The 21,796-nt window shown below is 40.8% G+C and carries 25 protein-coding genes; 9 read left to right on the top strand and 16 right to left on the bottom strand.

The features are described 5' to 3' along the window. Positions 1-112: 112 nt before the first annotated feature. From J7E77_RS15920 to J7E77_RS15885, 8 genes are all read right to left on the bottom strand, one after another. Positions 113-421 (bottom strand): thioredoxin family protein, encoded by a 309-nt coding sequence (locus tag J7E77_RS15920; protein WP_214715625.1) that lies wholly within the window; start codon positions 419-421, stop codon positions 113-115. Between the two features lie 7 nt (positions 422-428). After that, a complete protein-coding gene (locus J7E77_RS15915; protein WP_088089506.1) occupies positions 429-785 on the bottom strand; it encodes a toprim domain-containing protein in 357 nt (118 codons plus the stop codon). Between the two features lie 146 nt (positions 786-931). Further along, on the bottom strand, positions 932-1,171 hold the full coding sequence (locus J7E77_RS15910; RefSeq protein ID WP_214715623.1) for a YusG family protein: 240 nt from the start codon (positions 1,169-1,171) through the stop codon (positions 932-934). Positions 1,172-1,279: 108 nt separating this feature from the next. Continuing rightward, positions 1,280-1,663 carry a glycine cleavage system protein GcvH gene (gene gcvH, locus J7E77_RS15905; protein ID WP_214715621.1) on the bottom strand — a complete coding sequence of 128 codons (384 nt, stop codon included), beginning with the start codon at positions 1,661-1,663 and terminating at the stop codon, positions 1,280-1,282. A gap of 80 nt (positions 1,664-1,743) precedes the next feature. Beyond that, positions 1,744-2,100, bottom strand: coding sequence for an arsenate reductase family protein (locus J7E77_RS15900; RefSeq protein WP_214715619.1), 357 nt, complete (start codon positions 2,098-2,100; stop codon positions 1,744-1,746). Positions 2,101-2,293: 193 nt separating this feature from the next. Beyond that, positions 2,294-4,078, bottom strand: a complete 1,785-nt coding sequence (locus tag J7E77_RS15895) for an acyl-CoA dehydrogenase family protein (protein ID WP_214715617.1) — start codon at positions 4,076-4,078, stop codon at positions 2,294-2,296. Positions 4,079-4,173: 95 nt separating this feature from the next. Further along, on the bottom strand, positions 4,174-5,349 hold the full coding sequence (locus J7E77_RS15890) for an acetyl-CoA C-acetyltransferase (RefSeq protein ID WP_214715615.1): 1,176 nt from the start codon (positions 5,347-5,349) through the stop codon (positions 4,174-4,176). Between the two features lie 121 nt (positions 5,350-5,470). Then, entirely contained in the window at positions 5,471-7,858 is a 2,388-nt protein-coding gene (locus tag J7E77_RS15885) for a 3-hydroxyacyl-CoA dehydrogenase/enoyl-CoA hydratase family protein (RefSeq protein ID WP_214715613.1), read from the bottom strand. 205 nt (positions 7,859-8,063) lie between these two features. Between J7E77_RS15885 and J7E77_RS15880 the strand changes: the two genes are divergently transcribed. From J7E77_RS15880 to J7E77_RS15870, 3 genes are all read left to right on the top strand, one after another. Beyond that, positions 8,064-8,198, top strand: coding sequence for a YuzL family protein (locus J7E77_RS15880; protein ID WP_214715611.1), 135 nt, complete (start codon positions 8,064-8,066; stop codon positions 8,196-8,198). Positions 8,199-8,300: 102 nt separating this feature from the next. Further along, a complete protein-coding gene (locus J7E77_RS15875) occupies positions 8,301-8,594 on the top strand; it encodes a hypothetical protein (RefSeq protein ID WP_088089513.1) in 294 nt (97 codons plus the stop codon). Positions 8,595-8,624: 30 nt separating this feature from the next. Then, entirely contained in the window at positions 8,625-8,972 is a 348-nt protein-coding gene (locus J7E77_RS15870; protein WP_214715609.1) for a spore coat protein, read from the top strand. 45 nt (positions 8,973-9,017) lie between these two features. Here the strand turns inward: J7E77_RS15870 and J7E77_RS15865 are convergent, their stop codons facing one another. The 5 genes from J7E77_RS15865 to J7E77_RS15845 are packed head-to-tail and all read right to left on the bottom strand — an operon-like array spanning position 9,018 to position 12,892. Beyond that, positions 9,018-9,269 (bottom strand): YusU family protein, encoded by a 252-nt coding sequence (locus J7E77_RS15865; protein ID WP_214715649.1) that lies wholly within the window; start codon positions 9,267-9,269, stop codon positions 9,018-9,020. Beyond that, on the bottom strand, positions 9,229-10,008 hold the full coding sequence (locus J7E77_RS15860; protein ID WP_214715607.1) for an IucA/IucC family C-terminal-domain containing protein: 780 nt from the start codon (positions 10,006-10,008) through the stop codon (positions 9,229-9,231). The genes J7E77_RS15865 and J7E77_RS15860 overlap by 41 nt, the downstream gene beginning before the upstream one ends. Next, complete coding sequence (locus J7E77_RS15855) at positions 10,001-10,819, bottom strand: ABC transporter ATP-binding protein (RefSeq protein WP_214715605.1); 819 nt, start codon at positions 10,817-10,819, stop codon at positions 10,001-10,003. Before J7E77_RS15855 ends, J7E77_RS15860 begins: the two co-directional genes overlap by 8 nt. A gap of 16 nt (positions 10,820-10,835) precedes the next feature. Beyond that, the gene (locus J7E77_RS15850) at positions 10,836-11,891 is read right to left on the bottom strand and encodes a FecCD family ABC transporter permease (RefSeq protein ID WP_214715603.1); all 1,056 of its coding nucleotides are present in this window, start codon (positions 11,889-11,891) and stop codon (positions 10,836-10,838) included. Then, the gene (locus tag J7E77_RS15845; RefSeq protein WP_214715601.1) at positions 11,888-12,892 is read right to left on the bottom strand and encodes a FecCD family ABC transporter permease; all 1,005 of its coding nucleotides are present in this window, start codon (positions 12,890-12,892) and stop codon (positions 11,888-11,890) included. Before J7E77_RS15845 ends, J7E77_RS15850 begins: the two co-directional genes overlap by 4 nt. Positions 12,893-13,125: 233 nt before the next feature. Between J7E77_RS15845 and J7E77_RS15840 the strand changes: the two genes are divergently transcribed. After that, complete coding sequence (locus tag J7E77_RS15840) at positions 13,126-14,121, top strand: ABC transporter substrate-binding protein (protein WP_214715600.1); 996 nt, start codon at positions 13,126-13,128, stop codon at positions 14,119-14,121. A gap of 170 nt (positions 14,122-14,291) precedes the next feature. On the opposite strand, the gene J7E77_RS15835 is transcribed toward J7E77_RS15840, so the two are convergent. Next, positions 14,292-15,461, bottom strand: coding sequence for an FtsW/RodA/SpoVE family cell cycle protein (locus J7E77_RS15835; RefSeq protein WP_214715599.1), 1,170 nt, complete (start codon positions 15,459-15,461; stop codon positions 14,292-14,294). A gap of 132 nt (positions 15,462-15,593) precedes the next feature. Next, on the bottom strand, positions 15,594-16,358 hold the full coding sequence (locus J7E77_RS15830; RefSeq protein ID WP_214715598.1) for a DUF4931 domain-containing protein: 765 nt from the start codon (positions 16,356-16,358) through the stop codon (positions 15,594-15,596). A gap of 204 nt (positions 16,359-16,562) precedes the next feature. Between J7E77_RS15830 and J7E77_RS15825 the strand changes: the two genes are divergently transcribed. Then, entirely contained in the window at positions 16,563-17,345 is a 783-nt protein-coding gene (locus J7E77_RS15825) for an undecaprenyl-diphosphate phosphatase (protein WP_088089522.1), read from the top strand. 168 nt (positions 17,346-17,513) lie between these two features. On the opposite strand, the gene J7E77_RS15820 is transcribed toward J7E77_RS15825, so the two are convergent. Next, positions 17,514-18,176, bottom strand: coding sequence for an FMN-dependent NADH-azoreductase (locus J7E77_RS15820; protein ID WP_214715597.1), 663 nt, complete (start codon positions 18,174-18,176; stop codon positions 17,514-17,516). Positions 18,177-18,414: 238 nt separating this feature from the next. Here J7E77_RS15820 and J7E77_RS15815 point away from each other — a divergent pair, with 238 nt between their 5' ends. The 4 genes from J7E77_RS15815 (at position 18,415) to J7E77_RS15800 (ending at position 21,726) form a co-directional block, all read left to right on the top strand. Further along, the gene (locus tag J7E77_RS15815) at positions 18,415-19,362 is read left to right on the top strand and encodes a substrate-binding domain-containing protein (protein ID WP_214715596.1); all 948 of its coding nucleotides are present in this window, start codon (positions 18,415-18,417) and stop codon (positions 19,360-19,362) included. Continuing rightward, positions 19,356-20,219 carry an ABC transporter substrate-binding protein gene (locus tag J7E77_RS15810; RefSeq protein WP_214715594.1) on the top strand — a complete coding sequence of 288 codons (864 nt, stop codon included), beginning with the start codon at positions 19,356-19,358 and terminating at the stop codon, positions 20,217-20,219. The genes J7E77_RS15815 and J7E77_RS15810 overlap by 7 nt, the downstream gene beginning before the upstream one ends. Before the next feature lie 68 nt (positions 20,220-20,287). Further along, a complete protein-coding gene (locus tag J7E77_RS15805; protein ID WP_214715593.1) occupies positions 20,288-20,986 on the top strand; it encodes an ABC transporter permease in 699 nt (232 codons plus the stop codon). Continuing rightward, positions 20,983-21,726 (top strand): ABC transporter ATP-binding protein, encoded by a 744-nt coding sequence (locus J7E77_RS15800; RefSeq protein WP_214715592.1) that lies wholly within the window; start codon positions 20,983-20,985, stop codon positions 21,724-21,726. The genes J7E77_RS15805 and J7E77_RS15800 overlap by 4 nt, the downstream gene beginning before the upstream one ends. The last annotated feature ends 70 nt before the right edge of the window (positions 21,727-21,796 follow it).

Genomic DNA, 21,796 nt, shown 5'->3' with positions numbered 1-21,796 from the left:
TGCGTTTTGTCCGTAAGAGACCATGTTGCGGACTTTTCCCTTGGCTTCTCGGGTAGGATTTTACTTAAGAGGCTTGAGTACACCTAAAAAGCAGATGCAAGCGCGCATCTGCTTAGGATAAATGTTGTTTTATTTTTTCAAGCAAAAATGGAACTGATTGAAAAGCGTAGAGGGTTTCTTTTATCTTGCCGGCTTGAATAAATAATAGGCAAGGGACACTTTCAATTGCTAAATCCCTAGCAAGGTCTGGGTAGAAATTTAAATTCATTTTTCCCATATCTAACTCTACTAGTTGCTCAATTACCTGAAGCATTTTTGAAGCTACCTGACAGGTACCGCACATGGGTGTATAAAAATAGACTAACCCGGTCGCCTTTTTTTCAAGAAAGGCAGATAAATCTGTTCGATTCCATTCGTTCATATATCTTTTAACCCATTTCTAAAAATTCAGTATGAACATCGATATTCGCCCCTATTAGAACGGTTGCCAAATGGTGCACTGGCGCAGTTGCCACCTCACGATACATCCGGTCAATATACAAATGTTCCGCTTGTGGAAATTCTCGTTTTAACTGTTTGCGAAGCTTTTCACCTGAGGAGTCGGCATCCACAAGAATATAGACATCCTTATCCTCAAGAAATTCAATTAGTTCATCTAATTTTGTGATGCTGATCGTACCATTGGTACAAATAATTTCTACTGGTTCCTTAACAATTCTTTTGACCTTATTTTTATCTGATTTTCCTTCGACAATAAGAACTTTGTCAACATACGAATCATTCATCATCCATCACCTGTATTAGAAGTTGTTTATGTTAACATATTCTAAAATATTGATTACGTGTGTATTCTTCTGCCTATGTTAACTTTATCATTATTGTCATTTTAAAAATAGGGATTTACCTCAGAATTCACGTGAAATTTACCTAGTTAACACCATCCTCCATCATCACAATCTGTATATTTTGCATTAGGGTTTTCTGTTGTCGTGACATGTTGATAGATCTTTTGTTGATCCACTTCAAAATGATGCTCTAATTCTACTTGCATGTGATCTGAAAGCTTCATTTTTCCAATCGGTGTATTATCAAGAAACAGTTCCATTTCCCCATTTTTCATTTTGCCAATCACTCGATCAGTAACATCGACTCTTTGCTGCTTTAACGTCATACTCCCACCCTCTTCAATATATTTATTATAAGGTTCCCTAAAATAGTAGAAGAAAAAGTGGGAAATTAAGAGAAAAAGCACCTTGACAAGGCGCTTTTTCGGGATTAATTAGTCTTCTTTAATCATTTCTTCATATTGTTCAGCCGTCATGAGCTTGTCTAGTTCGCTGCTGTCTGATAATTCAATGACAATCATCCATGCTTTTTCATATGGAGATTCGTTAACAAACTCAGGGTTATCACTTAAATCTTCATTTACTTCAACGACTTTACCACTAACTGGAGCGTAAAGCTCAGAAACAGTTTTTACAGATTCAACACTTCCAAATGGTTCGTCAGCAGATAACTCATCGCCAACTTCTGGAAGTTCAACGAAAACGATATCTCCTAATTCATGTTGTGCAAAAGCAGTAATCCCCACACGCACTTTTTCCCCTTCAACCTTTACCCATTCATGTTCTTCTGAATACCGTAATTCTTTTGGTGTACTCATCTTAAAAAACCTCCATTGTTTTTTTTAAAATCTATCATCGAAATAAATCGATTCCCATTAGTAATGAAGGAAGAGCAGGCTTACTGCCACATTTTTTCATACTCTTCTTCTTTAAAGCCCACGGTGACACGTTCACCATCTGTTAAAATCGGCCGTTTGATTAACATGCCATCGGAACCCAGTAATTCTAGCAGTTCTTCATCTGTTGCAGACTTCATTTTATCCTTTATCCCTAATTCACGATATTTCATACCGCTTGTGTTAAAGAATTTCTTTAATTCCAGTCCGCTTTTTTGATAAAATCCCTGCAATTCCTCACGACTTGGAGGATGTTCAACAATATGTACTTCTTCATAGGAAAGCTGATGGGCATCCAGCCATTTCTTCGCGTTTCGACAAGTGCCGCATTTCGGATACCAGTAAAACGTCAGAGACATCAATTTCACCGCCTTTTCCTATAAAATATCAATGACTTATTAGAGTCAATTGAATATTATCATACCGTTTTTCAAAATCCTAATGCAAAAAATATGTTCCACTTAAAAAAATTCGACTAATTTTTCAAAATTCCTTCCTTTTCTAATATAAAAATTTAAGCCCCCTTCCTAATAGAAAGGGAGCCTGATTTAATTAAACAAGATAGCGTTCGGCTTTAATAATGACATCCGCAGCTTCACGTTTTTTCGCAATGACATTAATTGGAGTATGACGTGTAAATTTACGAAGCGAGGACAACATCATGCGCAGGGTATCGCCTTGTTCAACAGCCACTAATGTTTCTTTGGCAATCGCCTCAAGCTCATTGAAGGCTTCTTGGCAGTAAATTTGTGTATAAAGAAGTTTCTGCTTGTTCTTATCTAAACCAGTTTTTGCAATCGCTTTTTCAGTACGTAACACAACGGATTCCATTGCATACACGTTAGAAATAAGATCCGCAATATTTGCTAAAACTTCCTGCTCTTTTTCAAGTGCTTTGCCATATTTTTGCGTGGCTAAACCAGCTGCTAAAAGGGCAATCTTTTTTGCATTTCTTACAAGATATTTTTCCTGTGCAAGTGGCTCATCACCAGGTTCTTCTGGTGTTAACATCATTAATTCCTCTTGAAGTGCCACTGCCTTTTGGAATAATGGAAGCTCACCCTTGAACGCTTTTTTCAATAAGGTCCCTGGCACTAGCAGGCGGTTAATTTCATTTGTTCCTTCAAAAATACGCTGAATACGTGCATCACGATACGCTCTTTCAATTGGATACTCCTGCATAAATCCGTATCCACCATGAATTTGTACACCTTCATCCGTTACATAGGCTAATACTTCACTTGCAAAGAATTTATTCAATGAACACTCAATCGCATATTCGGCAATTGAATTTGCCACTAATTTAATATCCTTTTCTTCTTCAGTTGAAAGTTTGCCTTGGTTTTCTTCGTACAGACCAATGGTACGATAGACAGAGCTTTCTGCCGCGTAAATCTTAGAGGCAAGGGTTCCGAATTTTTCTTTGGTTAAATTGAATTGTGAAATTGGTGTTTTAAATTGTTGACGCCCATTTGCATATTTAACAGTCAATTCAAAGGCCTTCTTGGAACCACCCACACTGCCAACTGCAAGCTTATAACGCCCGATATTTAAGATGTTAAAGGCAATCACATGCCCTTTACCAATTTCACCCAATAAATTTTCAACAGGAACGGGAACATCTTCCAAAATGAGCGTCCGAGTGGAAGAACTCTTAATTCCCATTTTCTTCTCCTCTGCACCCGTTGAAACTCCAGCGAAATCCCGATCTACAATGAATGCGGTGAATTGCTCGCCATCAATTTTTGCATATACAACAAATACATCAGCAAAACCGGCATTGGTAATCCATTGCTTTTCCCCGTTTAGAATGTAATGAGTACCTGCAGCATTTAATTTAGCCGTTGTTCTGGCACCAAGGGCATCAGATCCAGAACCAGGTTCAGTTAAGGCATAAGCAGCAAGTTTTTCACCTGATGCAAGGGCAGGTAAATATCTGCGTTTTTGGTCCTCATTCCCGAACAACACGATTGGCAGGGAACCAATTCCCACGTGAGCTCCGTGAGAAAGAGAGAAACCACCGCCTCCAGCCATTTTTTCGGTAAGTAGCGATGAGGTAATCTTATCTAGGGCTAAGCCTTCATATTCCTCCGGTACGTCAACTGCTAACAGACCAAGTTCACCGGCTTTTTTAAGAAGCTTCACCGTCCGGTCAAACTCATGGTTTTCTAAGTGTTCAAGCTGTGGAACTACTTCTTTTTCAACAAAATCTTCTGCTGTTTTCGCAATCATCAAATGCTCTTCGGTAAAATCCTCCGGTGTAAATAGTTGCTCATAAGAAATATCTTCAATTAAAAAGCTTCCGCCTTTAATGATTTTTTCTGTTTGGTTTGCCATTATTTATTCCTCCTAATCTTTAATTTGTGGGGGCAGATAGCCGCCCCCTTGTAAAAGGTATATGTTGCATTTTGCTTGGGACAGCCCAAAATGGATTAAAGTAATTCAAATACGCCCGCTGCACCCATTCCGCCGCCAATACACATGGTTACTACACCAAATTGTTCTTTCCTGCGTTTTAATTCGTGAATAAGTGAGAGCGTTAATTTTGCTCCTGTACATCCAAGCGGATGTCCTAGGGCAATGGCGCCTCCATTTACGTTAACAATTTCATCATTTAGACCTAATTCACGAATAACTTGGAGGGATTGGGAAGCAAAGGCTTCATTCAATTCAAATAAGTTAATATCCGATAATTCTAAACCCGCAAGTTTGACGGCTTTTGGAATCGCGACAACCGGTCCAACACCCATAATTTCAGGTGGGACACCGCCAACAGCAAATGATCTGAATTTTGCCAATGGCTTAAGACCAAGTGCCTCTGCCTTTTCACGGTCCATGACAAGCAAGACGGCAGCCCCGTCACTTGTCTGTGAGGCATTACCAGCCGTTACCGATCCTGTCACGGAGAAGGCCGGGCGGAGTTTACCTAAGGTTTGTAAGTTTGTATCAGGTCGAACGCCCTCATCCTGCGAAAATTGAATCGTCTTTTCAACAAGCTTATTGTCATTACCGACCGTCCGAATCGTCACATCAACTGGGACAATTTCATCGACGAATTTCCCTTCGGCAATCGCTTTTGCGGCACGCTGATGGCTTCTTACCGCGAAAGCATCTTGATCCTCACGGGAAATTCCATATTTAATGGCCACTTGCTCGGCAGTGTGACCCATTCCCATATAATATTGCGGAGCTGTTTCAGCTAGTTTAATATTGGGACGAACAACATGACCCATCATCGGGATCATACTCATGGATTCAGCACCGCCAGCGATAGCTGTATCGGTGTGGCCAAGCATGATTCCCTGTGCGGCATAAGCAATTGCCTGCAATCCTGAAGAACAGAAACGATTCACTGTGATGGCAGGTACAGTGTATGGAAGTCCTGCTAAAGCTCCAATATTACGAGCCATGTTGTTGCCTTGTTCCGCTTCAGGCATTGCACATCCAATGATTAAATCATCAATATTCCCTTCATAATTTCCAGCACGCCTTAATGTTTCCTTTACCACCAATGCTCCCAAATCATCAGGGCGAACATGGGCGAGCGTACCTTTCTTCGCTTTACCTACCGGGGTCCTTGCTCCGGCAACGATTACCGCTTCTCTCATGTAAGTTCCCTCACTTTCTGTTAAATTAGAAAAATGCGAATCTATATTTGGGTCTATCCCCTCGTTCTTAACGATCTAAGCGAAACCTTTTGTAAGAGGGGGCAGCCCCCTTTTTTTAAAATTAGTTTCTTAATGGTTTACCCTTCACAAGCATATGCTGCATGCGCTGCTGTGATTTTGGCTCCGAAATGAGGCTTAAGAAAGCTTCTCTTTCAAGATCCAATAAATATTGCTCATCTACTTCTGTCCCGAATGGTACTTTTCCGCCTGCAATCACATAGGCAATCTTCTTGGCAATTTTCAGATCATGCTCAGAAATATACCCAGATAAACGCATCGCTTCGGCACCAAGTAACAGGGTCGCATAGCCAGTTTCACCAACGACCGGCACCTTTCTGCGTACTTTCGGCTTATAGCCTTGTTCGTGTAAGGCTAACACTGCTTGCTTCGCATCATAAAGTAGGTGATCGTTATTAAAGCTGATTCCATCTGAAGAATCCAAGAAATTATTTTCACGTGCTTCTTCAGCGGATGTGGAAACTTTTGCGGTGGCAATCGTTTCAAACACTTTATTAGCGACATTTTGCAGGTCAAATGGTACACCGTTTGGAAGGTTTTCTAAGTGCTTCATATAAAGCTCTTTATTTCCGCCGCCGCCTGGAAGTAAGCCGACACCAACTTCAACAAGGCCCATATACGTTTCGGCTGAAGCTTGAATGTGCGCAGCCGGCAGGCACACCTCTGCACCGCCGCCAAGTGTCATTCCAAATGGGGCAGCGACGACTGGCTTAGGACTGTATTTCACTTTCAGCAAGGCACTATGAAGGTGACGGACAATCATATCCAACTCATAAATATTGTCATCCTGCACTTCCATGAGCATCATCGCTAGGTTCGCTCCGACACAGAAGTTCTTTCCTTGGTTTCCGATGACTAGCCCCTTATAGTTTTTCTCAACTTCTTCCAAGGCATAGTTAATCATTTGAACAATATCAAGACCAATGGCATTGTTAGGTGAATGGAACTCTAATAGGGCTACGCCATCACCGATATCAATCAGACTTGCCCCGCTATTTTTTTTAATGACACCTTTTTGTTTCTTAATCTTTTTCAGGTCGAGTGCCTTCGGATTAAATTCAACCAATCGATATTGGCCGTTATCATAGAAGAACAACTCGCCATTTTCTTCTAAATAGAAAGATGAATGTCCTTTTTCTAACATTTCCGTTACCCAGGCTGGAACTTCAAGACCGGCTTCCTTCATTTTTTGAACCGATTTTTCCACTCCAATCGCATCCCATGTTTCGAATGGGCCTGTTTCCCAACCAAATCCCCATTTCATTGCACGGTCGATGGAAACGATATCGTCAGCAATCTCGCCTAATAGCTGAGCGGAGTATACAAGCGACTGTGCCATTGTATTCCATAAGAATTGTCCGGCCCGATCATTGGCATATACAAGCGCTTTCAATTTATTCGCTGTACCTTTTTCCTGCTTGCTAAGTTCAACCGCAGGTGTCGAAAGCTTTTTACGTGGTCCATATTCTAACGTGTTTGGATCCAATTCAAGAATTTCTTTCCCTTTTTTCAAAAAGAAGCCTTGACCCGATTTGCTTCCAAGCCAGCCTTTTTCAACCATTGCTTTTAAAAAGGCTGGGATTTCGAAAACTTCCTTTTCTTTGCCTTCGACTTTTTCATAAACGTTATTTGCCACATGATAGAAGGTGTCCAATCCAACCACGTCTAGTGTTCGAAAGGTTGCACTCTTTGCCCGACCAATGAGTGGCCCGGTGATGGAGTCTACTTCGCCGATACTTAAGCCTGCCATCAACATTTCCTGAACAGTTACGAGCAGACCGTAAGTCCCGATCCGGTTAGCGATGAAGTTGGGTGTATCCTTGGCGACAACCACACCTTTTCCTAAGACATCCTCACCAAAAGTTTTCATGAATGAAAGTACTTCTGGATCCGTATATTGAGTAGGAATGACTTCAAGCAATTTCAGGTAACGCGGCGGGTTAAAGAAGTGCGTGCCAAGGAAATGCTTTTGGAAATCTTCGGAACGGCCTTCGACCATCGCTTCTACAGAAATTCCAGAGGTATTGGAACTGATAATGCTGCCAGGTTTGCGGTATTGTTCGACTTTTTCAAATACCTGTTTCTTTACGTTGAGGTTTTCAACAACCACCTCAATGACCCAGTCCACATCTTTCAGTTTGACTAAATCATCCTCAAGGTTACCTGCTTCAATCAGGGCCAAATTTTTTTTCACCGCGAGTGGGGCAGGTTTTTGCTTCAATAATTTTTGAATGGACGTGGCACTGATGCGGTTACGTACTTGTTTATCCGCTAATGTCAGTCCTTTTGCTTCTTCTTCTTTCGTTACTTCACGTGGCACAATATCCAATAATAGTGTAGGAATACCGATATTCGCTAGGTGGGCAGCAATTCCTGACCCCATGACTCCGGACCCTAGGACAGCTGCTTTTTTAATTAATTGGTTCAACATTGTCTCCCCCTTCAAACTTTGAATGAACACTCATTCATTTTTTTGTCAAAAAAAATTCACATATGAATGAGTCTTATTATTACTTACTATAGAATATTTTGAAAATTTGTGCAATCCATAAACGTGGAATTTTATAATTTTTTTTAAAAATAAATTTTTAAATATTTGGCTATAAAAGGGCACCCTAATATCCGAGGTGATAACGATGGCGAAAATGAAGAAGGATCCTTCCAAAGCAGGCGTTAGTGCTGCAAGTGTGAAGGGAAATGGCGGGCCAGGCGGCGAAGAGGCTCACGTTGACAAAAAAAACAGCCAAAACAATCAATTTAAACGAGGATGAAGAAAACAGGCTGAGCACTTCAGCCTGTTTCTCTTTTTGCATAAAAATTCCTGTTTGAGAGACCATATAGTCGTAAAGATTACACGAATTAGGAGGGTTAATATGCAGCAACAAAATATGAATATGCCAAACATGAACATGCAAAATCAACAAACGAGGATGCCAGAACCTCCCGGAGTTGTATCAACAAAAGATGCCCTTTATTTAACAGATATGATGTCTTGGAACTTGCTGTCTGCTAAAAAAGCACACTTTTTTGCCGGGCAGTGTCAGGACCCTGAATTAAAAGCGGAAGCAGAAAAAGTGGGACAAATGCACCAGCGCCACTACCAACAACTGCTAGGTCACCTAGGCCAGCACGCCAACCAACAGCAGCCACTTAATAATATGCAATAAAGAATAGACGCAAAAAGGAGGAAAGTTGAAATGAATCAATATCAAAACCAACAACAAAAGATTAAAAACCCTGAGACTCAGGTACCAAAAACGCCGCAAATGAACGAACGCGATTTCATCAATGATTTACTAACAACGGAAAAGTATATGACAAGTGCTTACAGTATGGCCCTGCATGAAGCAAGCCACGAAGGATTGTATCAGGACATTATGCAGGTTTTTACAGAAACTCAACAATGCCAGCGCAACCTTTATGACCTCATGTTTAAAAAGGGCTGGTATTCAGTTGAAGCTGCTGATCAGCAAAAGCTGCAGCAGTCCTACCAACAATTTCAAGGATATACGAACCAATTACCAAGTGGCGGGACTATTCAATAATTGTAAAAACCGGAGGCATCGCTGCCCCCGGTTTTTGTATGAATTTTATTTTTGAGAAGATGAGCGATGTTGTTCATTCATGACTTTTATTTCTTTAATAATCTGCAACATTTCTTCCTTCGCATCCGGGTAGAGCCCATTCCAGTGCTTAGCCAGAGCAGGCATCGACTTGGCGATATGCGAATACAACGCCCAAACCTTCACCTTTTCCCTCGTTTCATCTGTGGCTTCGCCCACCAATAGTTCACTATATTTTTCAAGCAAAGCTTCGAACTGCTTCACAAATGCTTTCTCCATCATGACACCTTCTGTCCTTTGTAATTTGGGTACATGGGCAAGTTTTGCAGCGCTTGCCTGCCGGCAGTTGGTATGTAAAACAACAGGTCTCTCTTACTCTTACCTCTGCATCCCATTCTTCCAAATAGGTCTTTTCAGCAAGGTATTTTTGCAGTGGATTTAAGTTGTAGCGGCCAAATAACGGCCCTTCGGCTTCTAATATTAAGTAGCGAAAATCCTCTGCAACTTGCTCATAATCTTTTAGTTCGGTTTCATAGAGCCAAAATAAGTAGACAGCGATATTTTCCCACAGGATTAACTTCGAAATACCGATTGTTTTTTCCAGTTGTGAGATCAGTGGAAAAATGTTCATTGCAAACAGATCTTTCAAAACGCTGGCTCGCCATTCAGAACGGTCGTTGCCATCCCAGTCCTGAACTGTAACATCGTTAAATGAAATCGCCGGAAGCCAATCTCTCCCTCGAACAGCCGACTCCATTTTTATATTATCCAACGATACATTTAGCTTTTTATTCAAAGCAGTCATCGCATAAAGAGACATCACGGCTAAAAAAGCATAGCGTTTGATGAAAATGGAAGCAGCTACTTTTTCAGACGGCGCCTCAAGGGCATCGGTTAAATTTTTCAAAAAGGCCTTAAGGTTCGATTCATCTAAGAGATCAGCAACATTGAATGAATGCTCTAAGTTGGCCTTGAATCTGTATTTTTCCAATTGATTTTCCACGAATAATTTAACCATTCATCGCTACCGCCTTTTCGAGGATACATCTTCCCCTTCCATAAGGAATGCAGAGCGGTGTCCCAAATAGTGGGTCTATTGTTACCTCACAGTCCATGCCAAAAACATTTTTGACGAGGCTGCAATTAATCACATGTTCCGGTTTTCCTTGGTCATATACCTTCTGGTCCTTGATGGCAACAACATTATGGGCATAACGGCAGGCTAGATTAAGATCGTGAAGCACCATGACAACGGTCCGCTTTTTCTTTTCATTTAGTTCAAACAACAAATCGAGGATTTCGATTTGGTGGGTCATATCCAGGTAGGTAGTCGGTTCATCTAGGAGGATGATATCCGTATCCTGAGCCAGTGTCATCGCGATCCAGGCTCGCTGTCTCTGACCACCAGAGAGTGAATCAACGGTTCTTTCTTTAAGTTCCTCTAATCGCGTCGCTTTAAGGGCGTCATTGACCTTTTTCTCATCATCCTCCGACCATTGTTTTAACCACGTTTGGTGTGGATAGCGGCCTTGTTTAACGAGCTGCAGGACGGTTAATCCTTCAGGTGCAGCAGGCGATTGTGGTAAAATTGCCATCTTTTTCGCAATCTCCTTCGTGGATTGCTTGGCAATGGCCTTCCCTTCAAGCAAAACAGCACCGGACTTTGGCTTTAAGAGACGAGCGATTGAACGAAGCAGAGTTGATTTTCCGCAGCCATTCCCGCCAATAAACACGGTAATTTCACCCTTTGGAATCTTCAAGTCTAATTCATCAATAATGAGAGTCTCCCCATAGGATAGTGATAAATTCTTCGTTTCAATCGCATTCATAATCTGACAGCCCCTTTTATGAATTTCTTGTCTTAAAAAGTAAGTAAATAAAATATGGTGCCCCGATTCCAGCGGTAAACACTCCGGCTGGGACTTCTAACGGTGAAAACATCGTTCTGCCAATTAAGTCAGCTATCATGACAAGGATTCCACCAATCAACGCGCTCGCCGGAAGCAGTGCTCCAAACGATGAGCCCACTAACCTTCTCGCCATATGCGGTGCCATTAAGCCGACAAAGCCGATCCCCCCGGCAAAAGCAACCGAACCTCCAATCAAAGCGGTACTAATCATTAATAATAGAAACCGTTGTTTTTGCACCTTGCCGCCTAATCCAGTTGCAACCTCATCACCGAGCTCTTGGATATTAATCGTCCGTGCCACTGCCAAAGCAATAATCACGAAAACAACCGTCCACGGGACAAGAATGGCAACATTACTCCAATTGGAACCGTACACGGTTCCGGTAATCCATATATTAGCTTGGCTCGCCTGATAAATCGGGCCCATGACCATGGTTAAAGTGGTGATTGCTTGCATTAGCGTTGAGATCCCAATTCCAATCAACACAAGCCTGATCGGTGAAACACCATTTTTCCAAGCAAGGAAATACACTAAAAATCCTATCACTGTTGCACCTATAAAAGCAGCTAATGGCAGCCAAGCGATACTTACCGTTAATGAATGATTTTTATCACTAAAAATCGCTAAAAAACTAACAACAGCAGCAGCTGCTCCACCTGTAATCCCTAAAACATCTGGGGAAGCTAGCGGATTTCGGATCATTCCTTGTAAAATACCGCCTGCAATCGCTAGTGAAATACCAACCATTAAGGCGACAATAATTCTTGGGAGGCGAAATGATGTAATAATAAGCTTTTCCATCTCAGGTCCGCCGCCGAATAACACTTTTATCACGGTAAGAGAGTTAATCTTCATTTCACCGCTTCCCGTGCTAACCACAAAAACAAAGCAGGCAACGACGAGAAGGATGGTAAAAGTTAATGATGCTTTTCGATCAACTAAAAAGGACAATTTGCCATTAAAAAGGCGGAAATTTTTATATTTACTCATCGTCCATTGAACCCCCTTCTTGCGATGTAAATGAAGAATGGAGTTCCAATGATGGCTGTCATGACACCAACAGGCACCTCAGACGGCATGAAAATGTATCTTGCAGCAATATCTGCAGCAATTAATAGGATCGCCCCTAAAACACCTGAAAATGGGATGACCCAACGATGATCAATCCCCACAATTGATCTAGTAATGTGGGGTACCACAATTCCCACAAAACCAATCGGACCTGCGACAGCTACAGAACCGCCCGCTAGTAAAATAACAATTATGCCTATGGCAATTTTGATAAGTCCTGTGTTTAAACCAAGCCCCTTGGCAACATCTTCCCCCATGGACAGGATATTCATTTTACCAGCAATTAACACGGCACCAATCCAGCCGATCCCAATATAAGGTAAAACTGAGACAAGCGTCTCTAATTTTCGACCCTGGACAGAGCCTGCCAGCCAAAACAAAACCTGATCAAGCATGACTTCATCCAACACTAGCAATCCTTGGGTAAAGGAGGAAAACATCGCTGACATCGCTGCCCCTGCTAATGTTAGTTTCATTGGCGTTAAACCCTCACGGCCAAATGAACCAATCGAGTAAACACTTATCGCTGCAACGGCAGCTCCTAGAAAAGCAAGAACGCTAAACGCTTGTAAACTATTTACAGAAAACACAGTCATAGCTACGACAACTGCAAACCCTCCACCGGCATTGATCCCAAATATACCTGGGGATGCGAGTGGATTCTTCGTTAATGTTTGCATGAGAACACCGGCAATGGCCAGGCTAGCTCCGACGGCTGAAGCGATTAACGCTCGTGGAAGCCTGACGGTTTGAATAATGATATGTTCATTGGATCCGTTATTATTTGTAAATGCATCAACTGCTGTATGCCAGCTGGTATCTGTATAACCATAAATGACACTGGCACACATGAATAACACCATCACCAGGATGGCAATTAGTAAACCAATCCATTTTAATGGGGTACTTTTTAAGAGCATATCATGGTAACCTTTCTAACTTCTTAATAGTTTAATTAATTTAAGTCTAGCTCCAATTGATAATTGTTGTCAATGACTTTGAAAATCATTTTCAATTAGTGTTCTTAAAAATATTATTATTTTGATAATCATTTTCAATTAAAGCGTTGACATATCGGTACTACTCATTTTATGATTAAGTTGTCATTGAAAATGATTATCATTAACAATTAGCTAAGGAGGCTACATAAACCATGAAGTCAATCAAGACCATACTTACTCTTTTTTCAGTTATGGCCATTTTCTTATTAGCTGCTTGCGGCGGCGGTAATGAAGCAAAAACTGGTGAAAAGAACAATGAAGCAAAAACTACTACAGAAAAATCTTATACGGTTGAGCATGCGATGGGATCTACCACCATTAAAGGTACCCCTAAAAAAGTTGTTATTCTTACAAACGAAGGAACAGAAACACTGCTTGCATTAGGTGTAAAACCAGTCGGTGCTGTTCAATCATGGCTTGGAGATCCATGGTATGAACATATTAAAAAGGATATGGACGGCGTTGAGGTTGTTGGGGTTGAAAGTGAAGTCAATGTGGAGAAAATCGCCTCGTTGAAGCCTGATTTAATTATCGGTAACAAGCTGCGTCAAGAAAAGGTTTACGACCAGCTTAGTGCAATTGCCCCGACTGTTTTTTCAGAGACACTTAGAGGTGATTGGAAAGATAACTTCAAATTGTATGCCAAAGCATTAAATCTTGAGGAAAAAGGAAACGAAGTGTTAAACGCATACGATACACATGTGGAAGATCTAAAAGCCAAGCTCGGCGATAAAGTGAATCAAGAGGTTTCTGTTGTGCGCTTCATGGCAGGAAAATCTCGTATTTATTACACGGATTCTTTCTCTGGAGTACTTTTCAATCAATTAGGCTTTAAACGAGCTGCCCAGCAGGAAGCACTTTTTACTCCTGATAATAAGCTTGGGTTACTCGCTGTAGAGGTTGGCAAGGAAGTCATTCCTAAAATGGATGGAGATGTTCTTTTCTACTTCACTTATGCGCCACCAGGTGATCAAGAAGCCTTAGATACTGCAAAGGAATGGACAAACGATCCACTTTGGAAAAACCTAAATGCGGTTAAGAACGGTCATGTGTATGAAGTAAGTGACGCAACATGGAATACTTCCGGCGGCGTTCTGTCAGCAAATATTATGCTCGATGACCTTGAGAAAATCTTACTAAAGAAATAAGCAATTTTTATAAAAAACCTCCCATTATATATTACAAAAAAACGAGGCTTGCCATGGCCTCGTTTTTTGCGTATTTTGAATTTTTTCAACAGAGATTTAAGCAGGGATTCCGCCAAACACCTATTTAGGCAACAAAAAAAGAGCGAACCCACGTCGCTCTTTTTTCTATATTAAGCTGTTGTCGAAAACATGTACTTTTTATAATGGTAGCGAATCGAAAAGATTAAGCCGAGCCCGAACATGTTCCCCATTAAGGCGCTGCCGCCATAACTGATAAACGGTAATGGAATACCCGTAATCGGTAGAACGCCAATCGTCATCCCAATATTTTGGAAAACGTGGAAGGTGATCATGCTGATGACCCCTACACAAATATACGTATAAAAATTATTCTTTGTTTCCATTCCGACCTTGGTAATATGATAAACCAAAAGGAAAAACAAACTAATTAACACACTTGCCCCAATAAAGCCATATTCCTCGCCAACGACACTAAAAATAAAATCCGTTTGACTTTCAGGCAAATAAACTTCACGGTTTCCCAATCCTTTTCCGCCAGTCTGTCCAGAGCCAATGGCAAGCAAGGACTTTGTCAACTGATAGGCGTCCGAGCCTTGGTAGCTATAAGGATCTAACCAAGAATAAATCCGGCGAAGCTGATATTGGCCCACCCCAAGGTACTTTTCCAAAACTTCTGGGTGCCATAATACAAAGTAAAAAATCGTCCCAATTAACGCCATACCTACTGCAAACAATGGTGTGAGCAGCTTCCACGAAATCCCCGAAATAAAGACCATTCCTAATAAAATCGCTAAGAATACAAGCGATGTCCCTAAATCCTGTTTGATGATCAGTGCTAACGGGACCATTGTTACAATGCCAAGCTTAACTAACAGCCAAAAATCCGTTTGCATCGTTTTTATCTGGGTCTTGAGGTGATGATCTTCAATCACTCGTGCAAGCGCCAATATAATGAAGATTTTAACAAACTCAGATGGCTGGATTGTACCGAAGCCAGGAATCTTAAACCAGTTTTTCGCCCCATTGATGACTGGTGCGATACTTTCTGGGGCAACAATTAAAAATCCAAGCATAAGTATTCCAAACCCATAAGCATACCAGGTAAGCTTTCGGAGTTGATCTGAATCGAGGGTCATAACCCCAGTGATAATCCCTCCACCAACCGCGTACCAAACAATTTGCTTGATTAAAAAATTCTCCTTGTATTGTCCGCTCGCCTGCGCACTATAAATTGCTAAACAGCTCGCTAAAAACAGTAATATCAATATAAAAACAAGATTGTAATCAAGTTTTGAAGTTTTGTCGTTATTTGAAGTCATATCAGTTCCACCTTACTATGAAATGCTGCATTCCTTCATTATATTTTTATTATCAGCAAATCACAACTTCTAAACTGTGAATGGTTTAATTTACATAAATTAGAAAGCGGAAGCGCCCATAGTTTTTTCTTCTTATTTATCAAAGTAGATCCGTTGCAATTCCATAGCCATCCATTCCAGATTACTTGGAACCTGTGGAATGCCGTATCCAATAAAAAGCGGGGTGGTCACAAAGCGCGAAACAACCTTTGCATAGATTTTATTTTCAATATGATGAAAAAACAAGTTATAGCTCGTTGCTTTGAATGGAAAATGATTCAAAATATAATGAACAGCCGTTTGCAGGTAATCCGAAAACTTTTCCTGGTAACACGAATCATCCATTTCAATATTGAATTCATAAAATCCAACACGGGGCTTTGTCGACAGCGAAAACCGGGCTTCCGCTGTTTCATCTATTACAATCCCTTCAAACATTTCATGGGTTACCTTCTCTTTATAATCAATATCATCCAAGCCAATGATTTGCATATGAGGATGGGAGAGCGTACCTCCTGACAAAGGTCCATGGTTTTTGAAGAAGATCACAGATTGATAGCGGCCAGTTTCCTCCATAGCTAACCAATGCTTGATTCCAAACATTATCAATTTATGTAAATGCTCTTTTGGGTAGGTCGATAATTCACCCTGACAATCATCCGTTTCAATTAATACCGTTTGATAGGTATTTTCTAGAACAGGATATTTATTTTTTAAAAGAATAATCGGTTCGTCCACAGCGATGAGGTTCGTTAGTTGATCTCTTTCGCAAAATGGACAGGCCTGGTCTTTGTTTCGAATATTTTCGGGCTTCATAACACCGATCGACGTATTAAAATAAAGATGTGAATTTTCCAAATGCGTTTCTCCTCTCGAACGAGTATATTTCTATTTTATGGGAGGATGCCATCTAATTGCACTTATTTTGTTTAGACATTAGATATTTTCATTGCCTAGTTGGAAAAGGAATCCTAAAATAGAATAGGATTTCATTAAATAGGTAATTTCAGCATATCTTTTAAATGTACAGGCTTAACATTTCTTTAGAATGTGAGGGTAACTATGTTAACAAAATTAGAAGCACTAATTCTGGGGATTATCCAAGGTTTAACCGAATTCTTGCCGATCAGCAGTACAGGCCACCTTTATTTAGGAAGAAATTTATTCGGCTTACAGGAAGCCGGTCTCTTGCTCGATACGATGCTTCATGTCGGCACACTGCTAGCTGTTTTTGTTTTTTATAAGGATGAATTTATAAAAATTATCAAAAACCCGTTTAGTAAGTTAACCTTTTTGTTGATCGTTGGAACCATCCCAGCGGTAATCTTTGGTCTTGCGTTTAAAGATTATATCGATGAAATTTCGAAAACTGGAGTTACAATTGGCTGGGAGTTTTTAATTACGGGGATCTTCCTGTGGATCGCTGATTCAGCGAAAAATGGCTATAAAAAAATGGATGAGATTAGCTATAAAGATGCCCTCATTATCGGTACCTTTCAGGCCGTTGCGATAATGCCTGCGATTTCACGATCAGGAATGACGATCGTTGCCGCGCTTTGGCGAAAATTAGATCGTGAAACAGCCGCTTATTTTTCCTTCTTATTGTCCACACCAGCCATTGCTGGCGCGATTGTCCTGCAAACGAAGGATTTACTCAGCGGTCAAGGTGAAGAAATCTCCTTGTCGGCATTGCTCGTTGGTATTGTCGCTTCTGCTGTCTTCGGTTATGTTGCCGTTAAGTGGATGATTGGCTATTTGAAAAATCATTCCTTAAAACCATTTGCAATTTATGTTTGGGCATTAGGAGTACTTGTGTTAGTTTTCCAATTTACAGGTAAATTTTAGCGAGTTGAGGTTCAGAAAAATAGTTTCGCAAACAAAAGTATCGGTTTCGCAAACAAAGGCCCTAGTTGCGCAAACAAAAATGGGTTTTCCGCAAATAGGATGAGAACTCATGCGATATTTATAAAAAGCAACGAAAAAGCGACTCGACAGCACTCGAGTCGCTCTTTTTTATAATGAAACAGGCAATTTCGCCATTTCTTTAGCTGCTTTTGCTGCTTGTTCCTTTGCTTTTGCCATAATCTCAGGAATCATCTTTGGATTATGATCCATTCCCTCGGCAAATACCGTTTCCATTAATTCAAAGCCAAGGAATTCAAGGGCTTTACTCAAATAACGGTCACCCATTTCAAAATCAACCATTCGGCCGATGGAATAAATGCCTCCGCGTGTTTGAATGTGAATGGCCTTTCTTCCGGTAAGAAGTCCCTCTGCACCGTGTTCAGAGTAAGTAAATGTTTTCCCTGCAATAAATAAGCAATCCATGAAGGATTTTAAAATTGCGGGTGCCCCAAGGTTCCATATCGGTGTAACAAACACATAGTAATCCGCATCCATAAAACGGTCTGCCAGCGCATGCATTTTTTCTAGTTTCGTCCGCTCTCCTTCGGTAAGCTGATCTTTTGTATAGCCCATAAATGATAGTTTTGCACGTGCATAAAGTAAATCCATATCAATCTCAGGGATATCCATACTATATAAGTGCATATGCTCAATTTCCACATCAGGCTGTTCCTTTTTGAACTCTTCTAGAAACACTTCCCCAATTTGCATTCCTTTTGAAAGTTTACTATCATTTTTTGGATTTGCTGTTATATATAGAAGCTTAGACATTTAGATCCGTCCCCTTTTTCGCAAATTTAATATTCTCTCCTTATAGTACAATATTTCTCTATGCTCACGATTGAACAATGAGTGAAGTTTGTGAAAATCTTGTGAAAACTAGATTGTTATTTGAACAACCCATGACAATCCCAAACAAAACTTAACGAAACTAAACAAAACTTAACAAAAGTCACTTTTATTATGCTATTCTTTTTATAAAATAAAAACTGGAAAAGGAGGGTAACTTATGGATGAGAAGGCTTATACACCCGATGAAGTAGCTCAAATCTTTCAAATCTCAAAACATACGGTTTATGAGTTAATTAAAAGAGGTGAGCTGCAGGCATTTAAGATTGGAAACAAAATGAGAATTGAACAAGCTGAGCTGGAAAGATTTAAAGAAAGCACGAAGGCTCCTGCCAAAAAAGGTCCTTCTGAACCTACAGGGACTCCAAGTAATCCGGCCCAATCCATTCGATTAACCGGCAGTCACGACTTTCTAGTCGAACATTTTGCAAAACAAGCAGCTACAGCATTAAACTTGCAAATCCAGCCTTCGTACATAGGCAGTCTTGAAGGGTTAATGATGCTATACCGGGGACAATGTGATATTGCTGCTATTCATCTATTGGATCCAAACTCACAAGAATATAATCTGCCATTCACTCATCAACTTTTTGTATACGAATCAATTTTGGTGCTTAGATTAGCGGCAAGACAACAAGGCTTTATTGTCGCAAAAGGCAATCCGAAAAATATTCATGATTTTCCTGACCTGACGAGAAATGATGTTCAATTTGTTAATCGCCAGAAAGGGGCAGGAACACGATTTTTACTTGACTCAAAGCTTTCCAGCTATGGAATCAATCCTAGTAAAATTAGCGGGTATAGCAAGGAGGAGTGGAACCATTTATCTGCTGCCTCGTACATTAGCAGGAGCATGGCTGATGTCACCTTCGGAATTCAGCCGGCTGCAAGCCATTTAGGATTGGACTTCATCCCTGTAGCTAAAGAACATTTTGACCTAGTATTCCGCTTTACCTCTGAAAATAAACAAAGTTTAACAGACCTAATTCAGTATTTACAGTCTGCTAGTTTCAAAGACAGTTTAACGGATTTAGAAGGATATGATATATCAGAATTAGGAAAAATCACCTATCAAACAAGTCAAACGGAGGAAACAAAAACATGTTAAAAAATCGTTATCTTGGATTCTTATTGGCGCTGATGCTATTAATTTTAGCCGCGTGCGGAAATTCTGACACAAATCATTCAGCAGAAAAGGTAAAAAGGACAGAACCTAAAGCAGCAACTGAAATGATCCTTGCCACAACAACAAGCACACAGGACAGCGGCTTACTAGATGTATTGATCCCAATGTTTGAAAAAGAAAACAATGTAAAAGTAAAAACCATTGCAGTTGGTACAGGGCAGGCATTAGAAATGGGAACAAAAGGGGAAGCAGATGTCCTTCTTGTTCATGCTCCAGCAGCTGAAAAGGCAGTTGTTGATGCCGGCGATGCCATAAACTACAAACGCGTGATGTACAATGATTTTATCCTCGTAGGACCAAAGGAAAATCCAGCAGGTGTCAGCGGTGACGACATTAACGCAGCTTTCAAAAAATTGTCTGAGAGACAAGCAACTTTCGTTTCGAGAGGTGACGATTCTGGCACACATAAAAAAGAACTTGGTATCTGGGCAGCGGCAAGCATTAAACCAACTGGTGAATGGTACGTTTCAACTGGACAAGGCATGGGGCAAACCTTACAAGTAGCAGCAGAGAAAAAAGGCTACGTCTTAACTGACCGCGCTACATGGCTGGCACAAGAGAAAAATTTAGATACCCTTCAAATCGTCGTTGAAGGCGGCAAAGATTTAATGAACATTTACCACGTGATGCAAGTAAATCCTGAAAAACATGACAAAATTAATAGCAAAGATGCTGAAAAATTTGTAGAATTTGTGGTAGATGCGAAAACACAAGATGTGATTGAAGAATTCGGTAAGAAAGAATACGGTCAATCATTATTTATGAGGTATACAGAATAGCAGTTTAAGGCCCTTTTTTAAGGGTCCTTCTGTTTATAAAGCTATAGAAAATCCTGGAGGCACTTTAAATGGAACTACTCATTGATGGACTGAAAAAAGCGATAGAGATGCTCCTTTCTGGTGATCAGGAAGTATTTGCGATTACCTGGCTCACTCTTAAAGTTTGTCTAATTTCCCTCCTGATTAGTACCTTGATAGGATTGCCGCTTGGCATTTTTCTTGGATTAACTAGATTCAAAGGCCGCAGACTTCTATTATTATTCATCAATATTGGTTTAGGGCTGCCTCCTGTTGTTGCCGGACTTTGGATTACGATGCTTTTATGGCGCTCGGGGCCGCTCGGAGACCTCACCCTGCTTTATTCACCAACAGCGATTGTGATGGCACAAATATTAGTGAGTTTGCCGATTGTCACCAGTCTAACCTGCACAGCATTTCAGCAAATTAGTGAAAAAATGCTTCTGCAAATTAAAGCACTTGGAGCAACAAAACTGCAGACCTTATGGATTCTCATTAAACAATTAAAAATTGCCATATTGGCAGCAATAATGGCTGGCTTTGGCCGGGTCATCGCTGAGGTTGGTGCTGCGATGATGGTCGGCGGAAATATCCAAGGCGACACACGCATTTTAACGACGACGATTGTGATGGAAGTTTCAAAAGGGAACTTTGATATTGCCTTAGCGCTATCGTTCATATTATTATCGGTTGCCCTGTTGATTACGGCAGCGTTAACATTTTTACAGCAAAGGAAGCGAATATCATGAACCCCTTAATTGAGCTGAAGAACATTACCTATAAAGCCCATAATAGAACCATTCTTGATATTCCTGAATTTCAGATTCAGACTGGAGAATTTCTCGGCATCATGGGACCAAATGGTGCGGGGAAAAGTACGCTGCTAAAGGTGCTGGCGTTTCTTGAGCAACAAAATAGTGGTGAAATCCTTTACCGAGGACAGGCCATTCCTAAGGGGAATGCACCGCTTGAGCTGCGAAGGAAATTCTCTATTGCTCTTCAGCAGTCCTTACTGTTAGATGGAACTGTTTTTCATAACATTGCGATAGGTCTAACCTTAAGAAAAGTCTCCAAATCCGTAATTAAGGAAAAAGTGGGGCACTGGATGGAGTTATTTGGGATCAGTCATTTGGCGAAAAAAAATGCGCTTTATTTATCCGGCGGCGAGGCACAACGGGTCAACTTAGCGCGGGCGATGATTGTTGAACCAGAGATTCTGTTTTTAGATGAACCTTTTTCCGCTTTAGATTTTCCAACAAAAATAAGGTTAATGGAAGATTTCAAGCAAATTATTGAAGATGCCAAGACAACGGCTGTCTTTGTCAGCCATGATCTGATGGAGGTCAATTATCTCACGAAACAGCTTGCAATCATTGTAAATGGTGAAGTGAAACAAGTAGGACTAACCCCACGCGTCCTAGAACATCCGAATTCCTCCACTGCATCCTTCCTAAATGAGTGGAAAAAGTTTTACCCCGTTGCGCGTTAATTGACAGTTCCGGTTTGGAGCTGTTTTTTTCTTCACTTGGATTAAAAAACAGAAGGCCCCCGCGCACTGC

This window comes from Bacillus sp. ISL-77 (assembly GCF_018613105.1).
The sequence above is the reverse complement of the archived record's forward strand: the minus strand, read 5'-3'. Positions and strand labels throughout refer to the sequence as shown.

Coding starts and splice junctions, on each gene's coding strand:
- J7E77_RS15850 (WP_214715603.1), bottom strand. CDS start 11,891: ATGAGTAAATATAAAAATTTCCGCCTTTTTAATGGCAAATTGTCCTTT.
- J7E77_RS15920 (WP_214715625.1), bottom strand. CDS start 421: ATGAACGAATGGAATCGAACAGATTTATCTGCCTTTCTTGAAAAAAAG.
- J7E77_RS15840 (WP_214715600.1), top strand. CDS start 13,126: ATGAAGTCAATCAAGACCATACTTACTCTTTTTTCAGTTATGGCCATT.
- J7E77_RS15815 (WP_214715596.1), top strand. CDS start 18,415: ATGGATGAGAAGGCTTATACACCCGATGAAGTAGCTCAAATCTTTCAA.
- J7E77_RS15810 (WP_214715594.1), top strand. CDS start 19,356: ATGTTAAAAAATCGTTATCTTGGATTCTTATTGGCGCTGATGCTATTA.
- J7E77_RS15875 (WP_088089513.1), top strand. CDS start 8,301: ATGCAGCAACAAAATATGAATATGCCAAACATGAACATGCAAAATCAA.
- J7E77_RS15860 (WP_214715607.1), bottom strand. CDS start 10,008: ATGGTTAAATTATTCGTGGAAAATCAATTGGAAAAATACAGATTCAAG.
- J7E77_RS15895 (WP_214715617.1), bottom strand. CDS start 4,078: ATGGCAAACCAAACAGAAAAAATCATTAAAGGCGGAAGCTTTTTAATT.
- J7E77_RS15870 (WP_214715609.1), top strand. CDS start 8,625: ATGAATCAATATCAAAACCAACAACAAAAGATTAAAAACCCTGAGACT.
- gcvH (WP_214715621.1), bottom strand. CDS start 1,663: ATGAGTACACCAAAAGAATTACGGTATTCAGAAGAACATGAATGGGTA.
- J7E77_RS15865 (WP_214715649.1), bottom strand. CDS start 9,269: ATGGAGAAAGCATTTGTGAAGCAGTTCGAAGCTTTGCTTGAAAAATAT.
- J7E77_RS15900 (WP_214715619.1), bottom strand. CDS start 2,100: ATGTCTCTGACGTTTTACTGGTATCCGAAATGCGGCACTTGTCGAAAC.
- J7E77_RS15915 (WP_088089506.1), bottom strand. CDS start 785: ATGAATGATTCGTATGTTGACAAAGTTCTTATTGTCGAAGGAAAATCA.
- J7E77_RS15825 (WP_088089522.1), top strand. CDS start 16,563: ATGTTAACAAAATTAGAAGCACTAATTCTGGGGATTATCCAAGGTTTA.
- J7E77_RS15805 (WP_214715593.1), top strand. CDS start 20,288: ATGGAACTACTCATTGATGGACTGAAAAAAGCGATAGAGATGCTCCTT.
- J7E77_RS15835 (WP_214715599.1), bottom strand. CDS start 15,461: ATGACTTCAAATAACGACAAAACTTCAAAACTTGATTACAATCTTGTT.
- J7E77_RS15855 (WP_214715605.1), bottom strand. CDS start 10,819: ATGAATGCGATTGAAACGAAGAATTTATCACTATCCTATGGGGAGACT.
- J7E77_RS15910 (WP_214715623.1), bottom strand. CDS start 1,171: ATGACGTTAAAGCAGCAAAGAGTCGATGTTACTGATCGAGTGATTGGC.
- J7E77_RS15885 (WP_214715613.1), bottom strand. CDS start 7,858: ATGTTGAACCAATTAATTAAAAAAGCAGCTGTCCTAGGGTCCGGAGTC.
- J7E77_RS15820 (WP_214715597.1), bottom strand. CDS start 18,176: ATGTCTAAGCTTCTATATATAACAGCAAATCCAAAAAATGATAGTAAA.
- J7E77_RS15890 (WP_214715615.1), bottom strand. CDS start 5,349: ATGAGAGAAGCGGTAATCGTTGCCGGAGCAAGGACCCCGGTAGGTAAA.
- J7E77_RS15800 (WP_214715592.1), top strand. CDS start 20,983: ATGAACCCCTTAATTGAGCTGAAGAACATTACCTATAAAGCCCATAAT.
- J7E77_RS15880 (WP_214715611.1), top strand. CDS start 8,064: ATGGCGAAAATGAAGAAGGATCCTTCCAAAGCAGGCGTTAGTGCTGCA.
- J7E77_RS15845 (WP_214715601.1), bottom strand. CDS start 12,892: ATGCTCTTAAAAAGTACCCCATTAAAATGGATTGGTTTACTAATTGCC.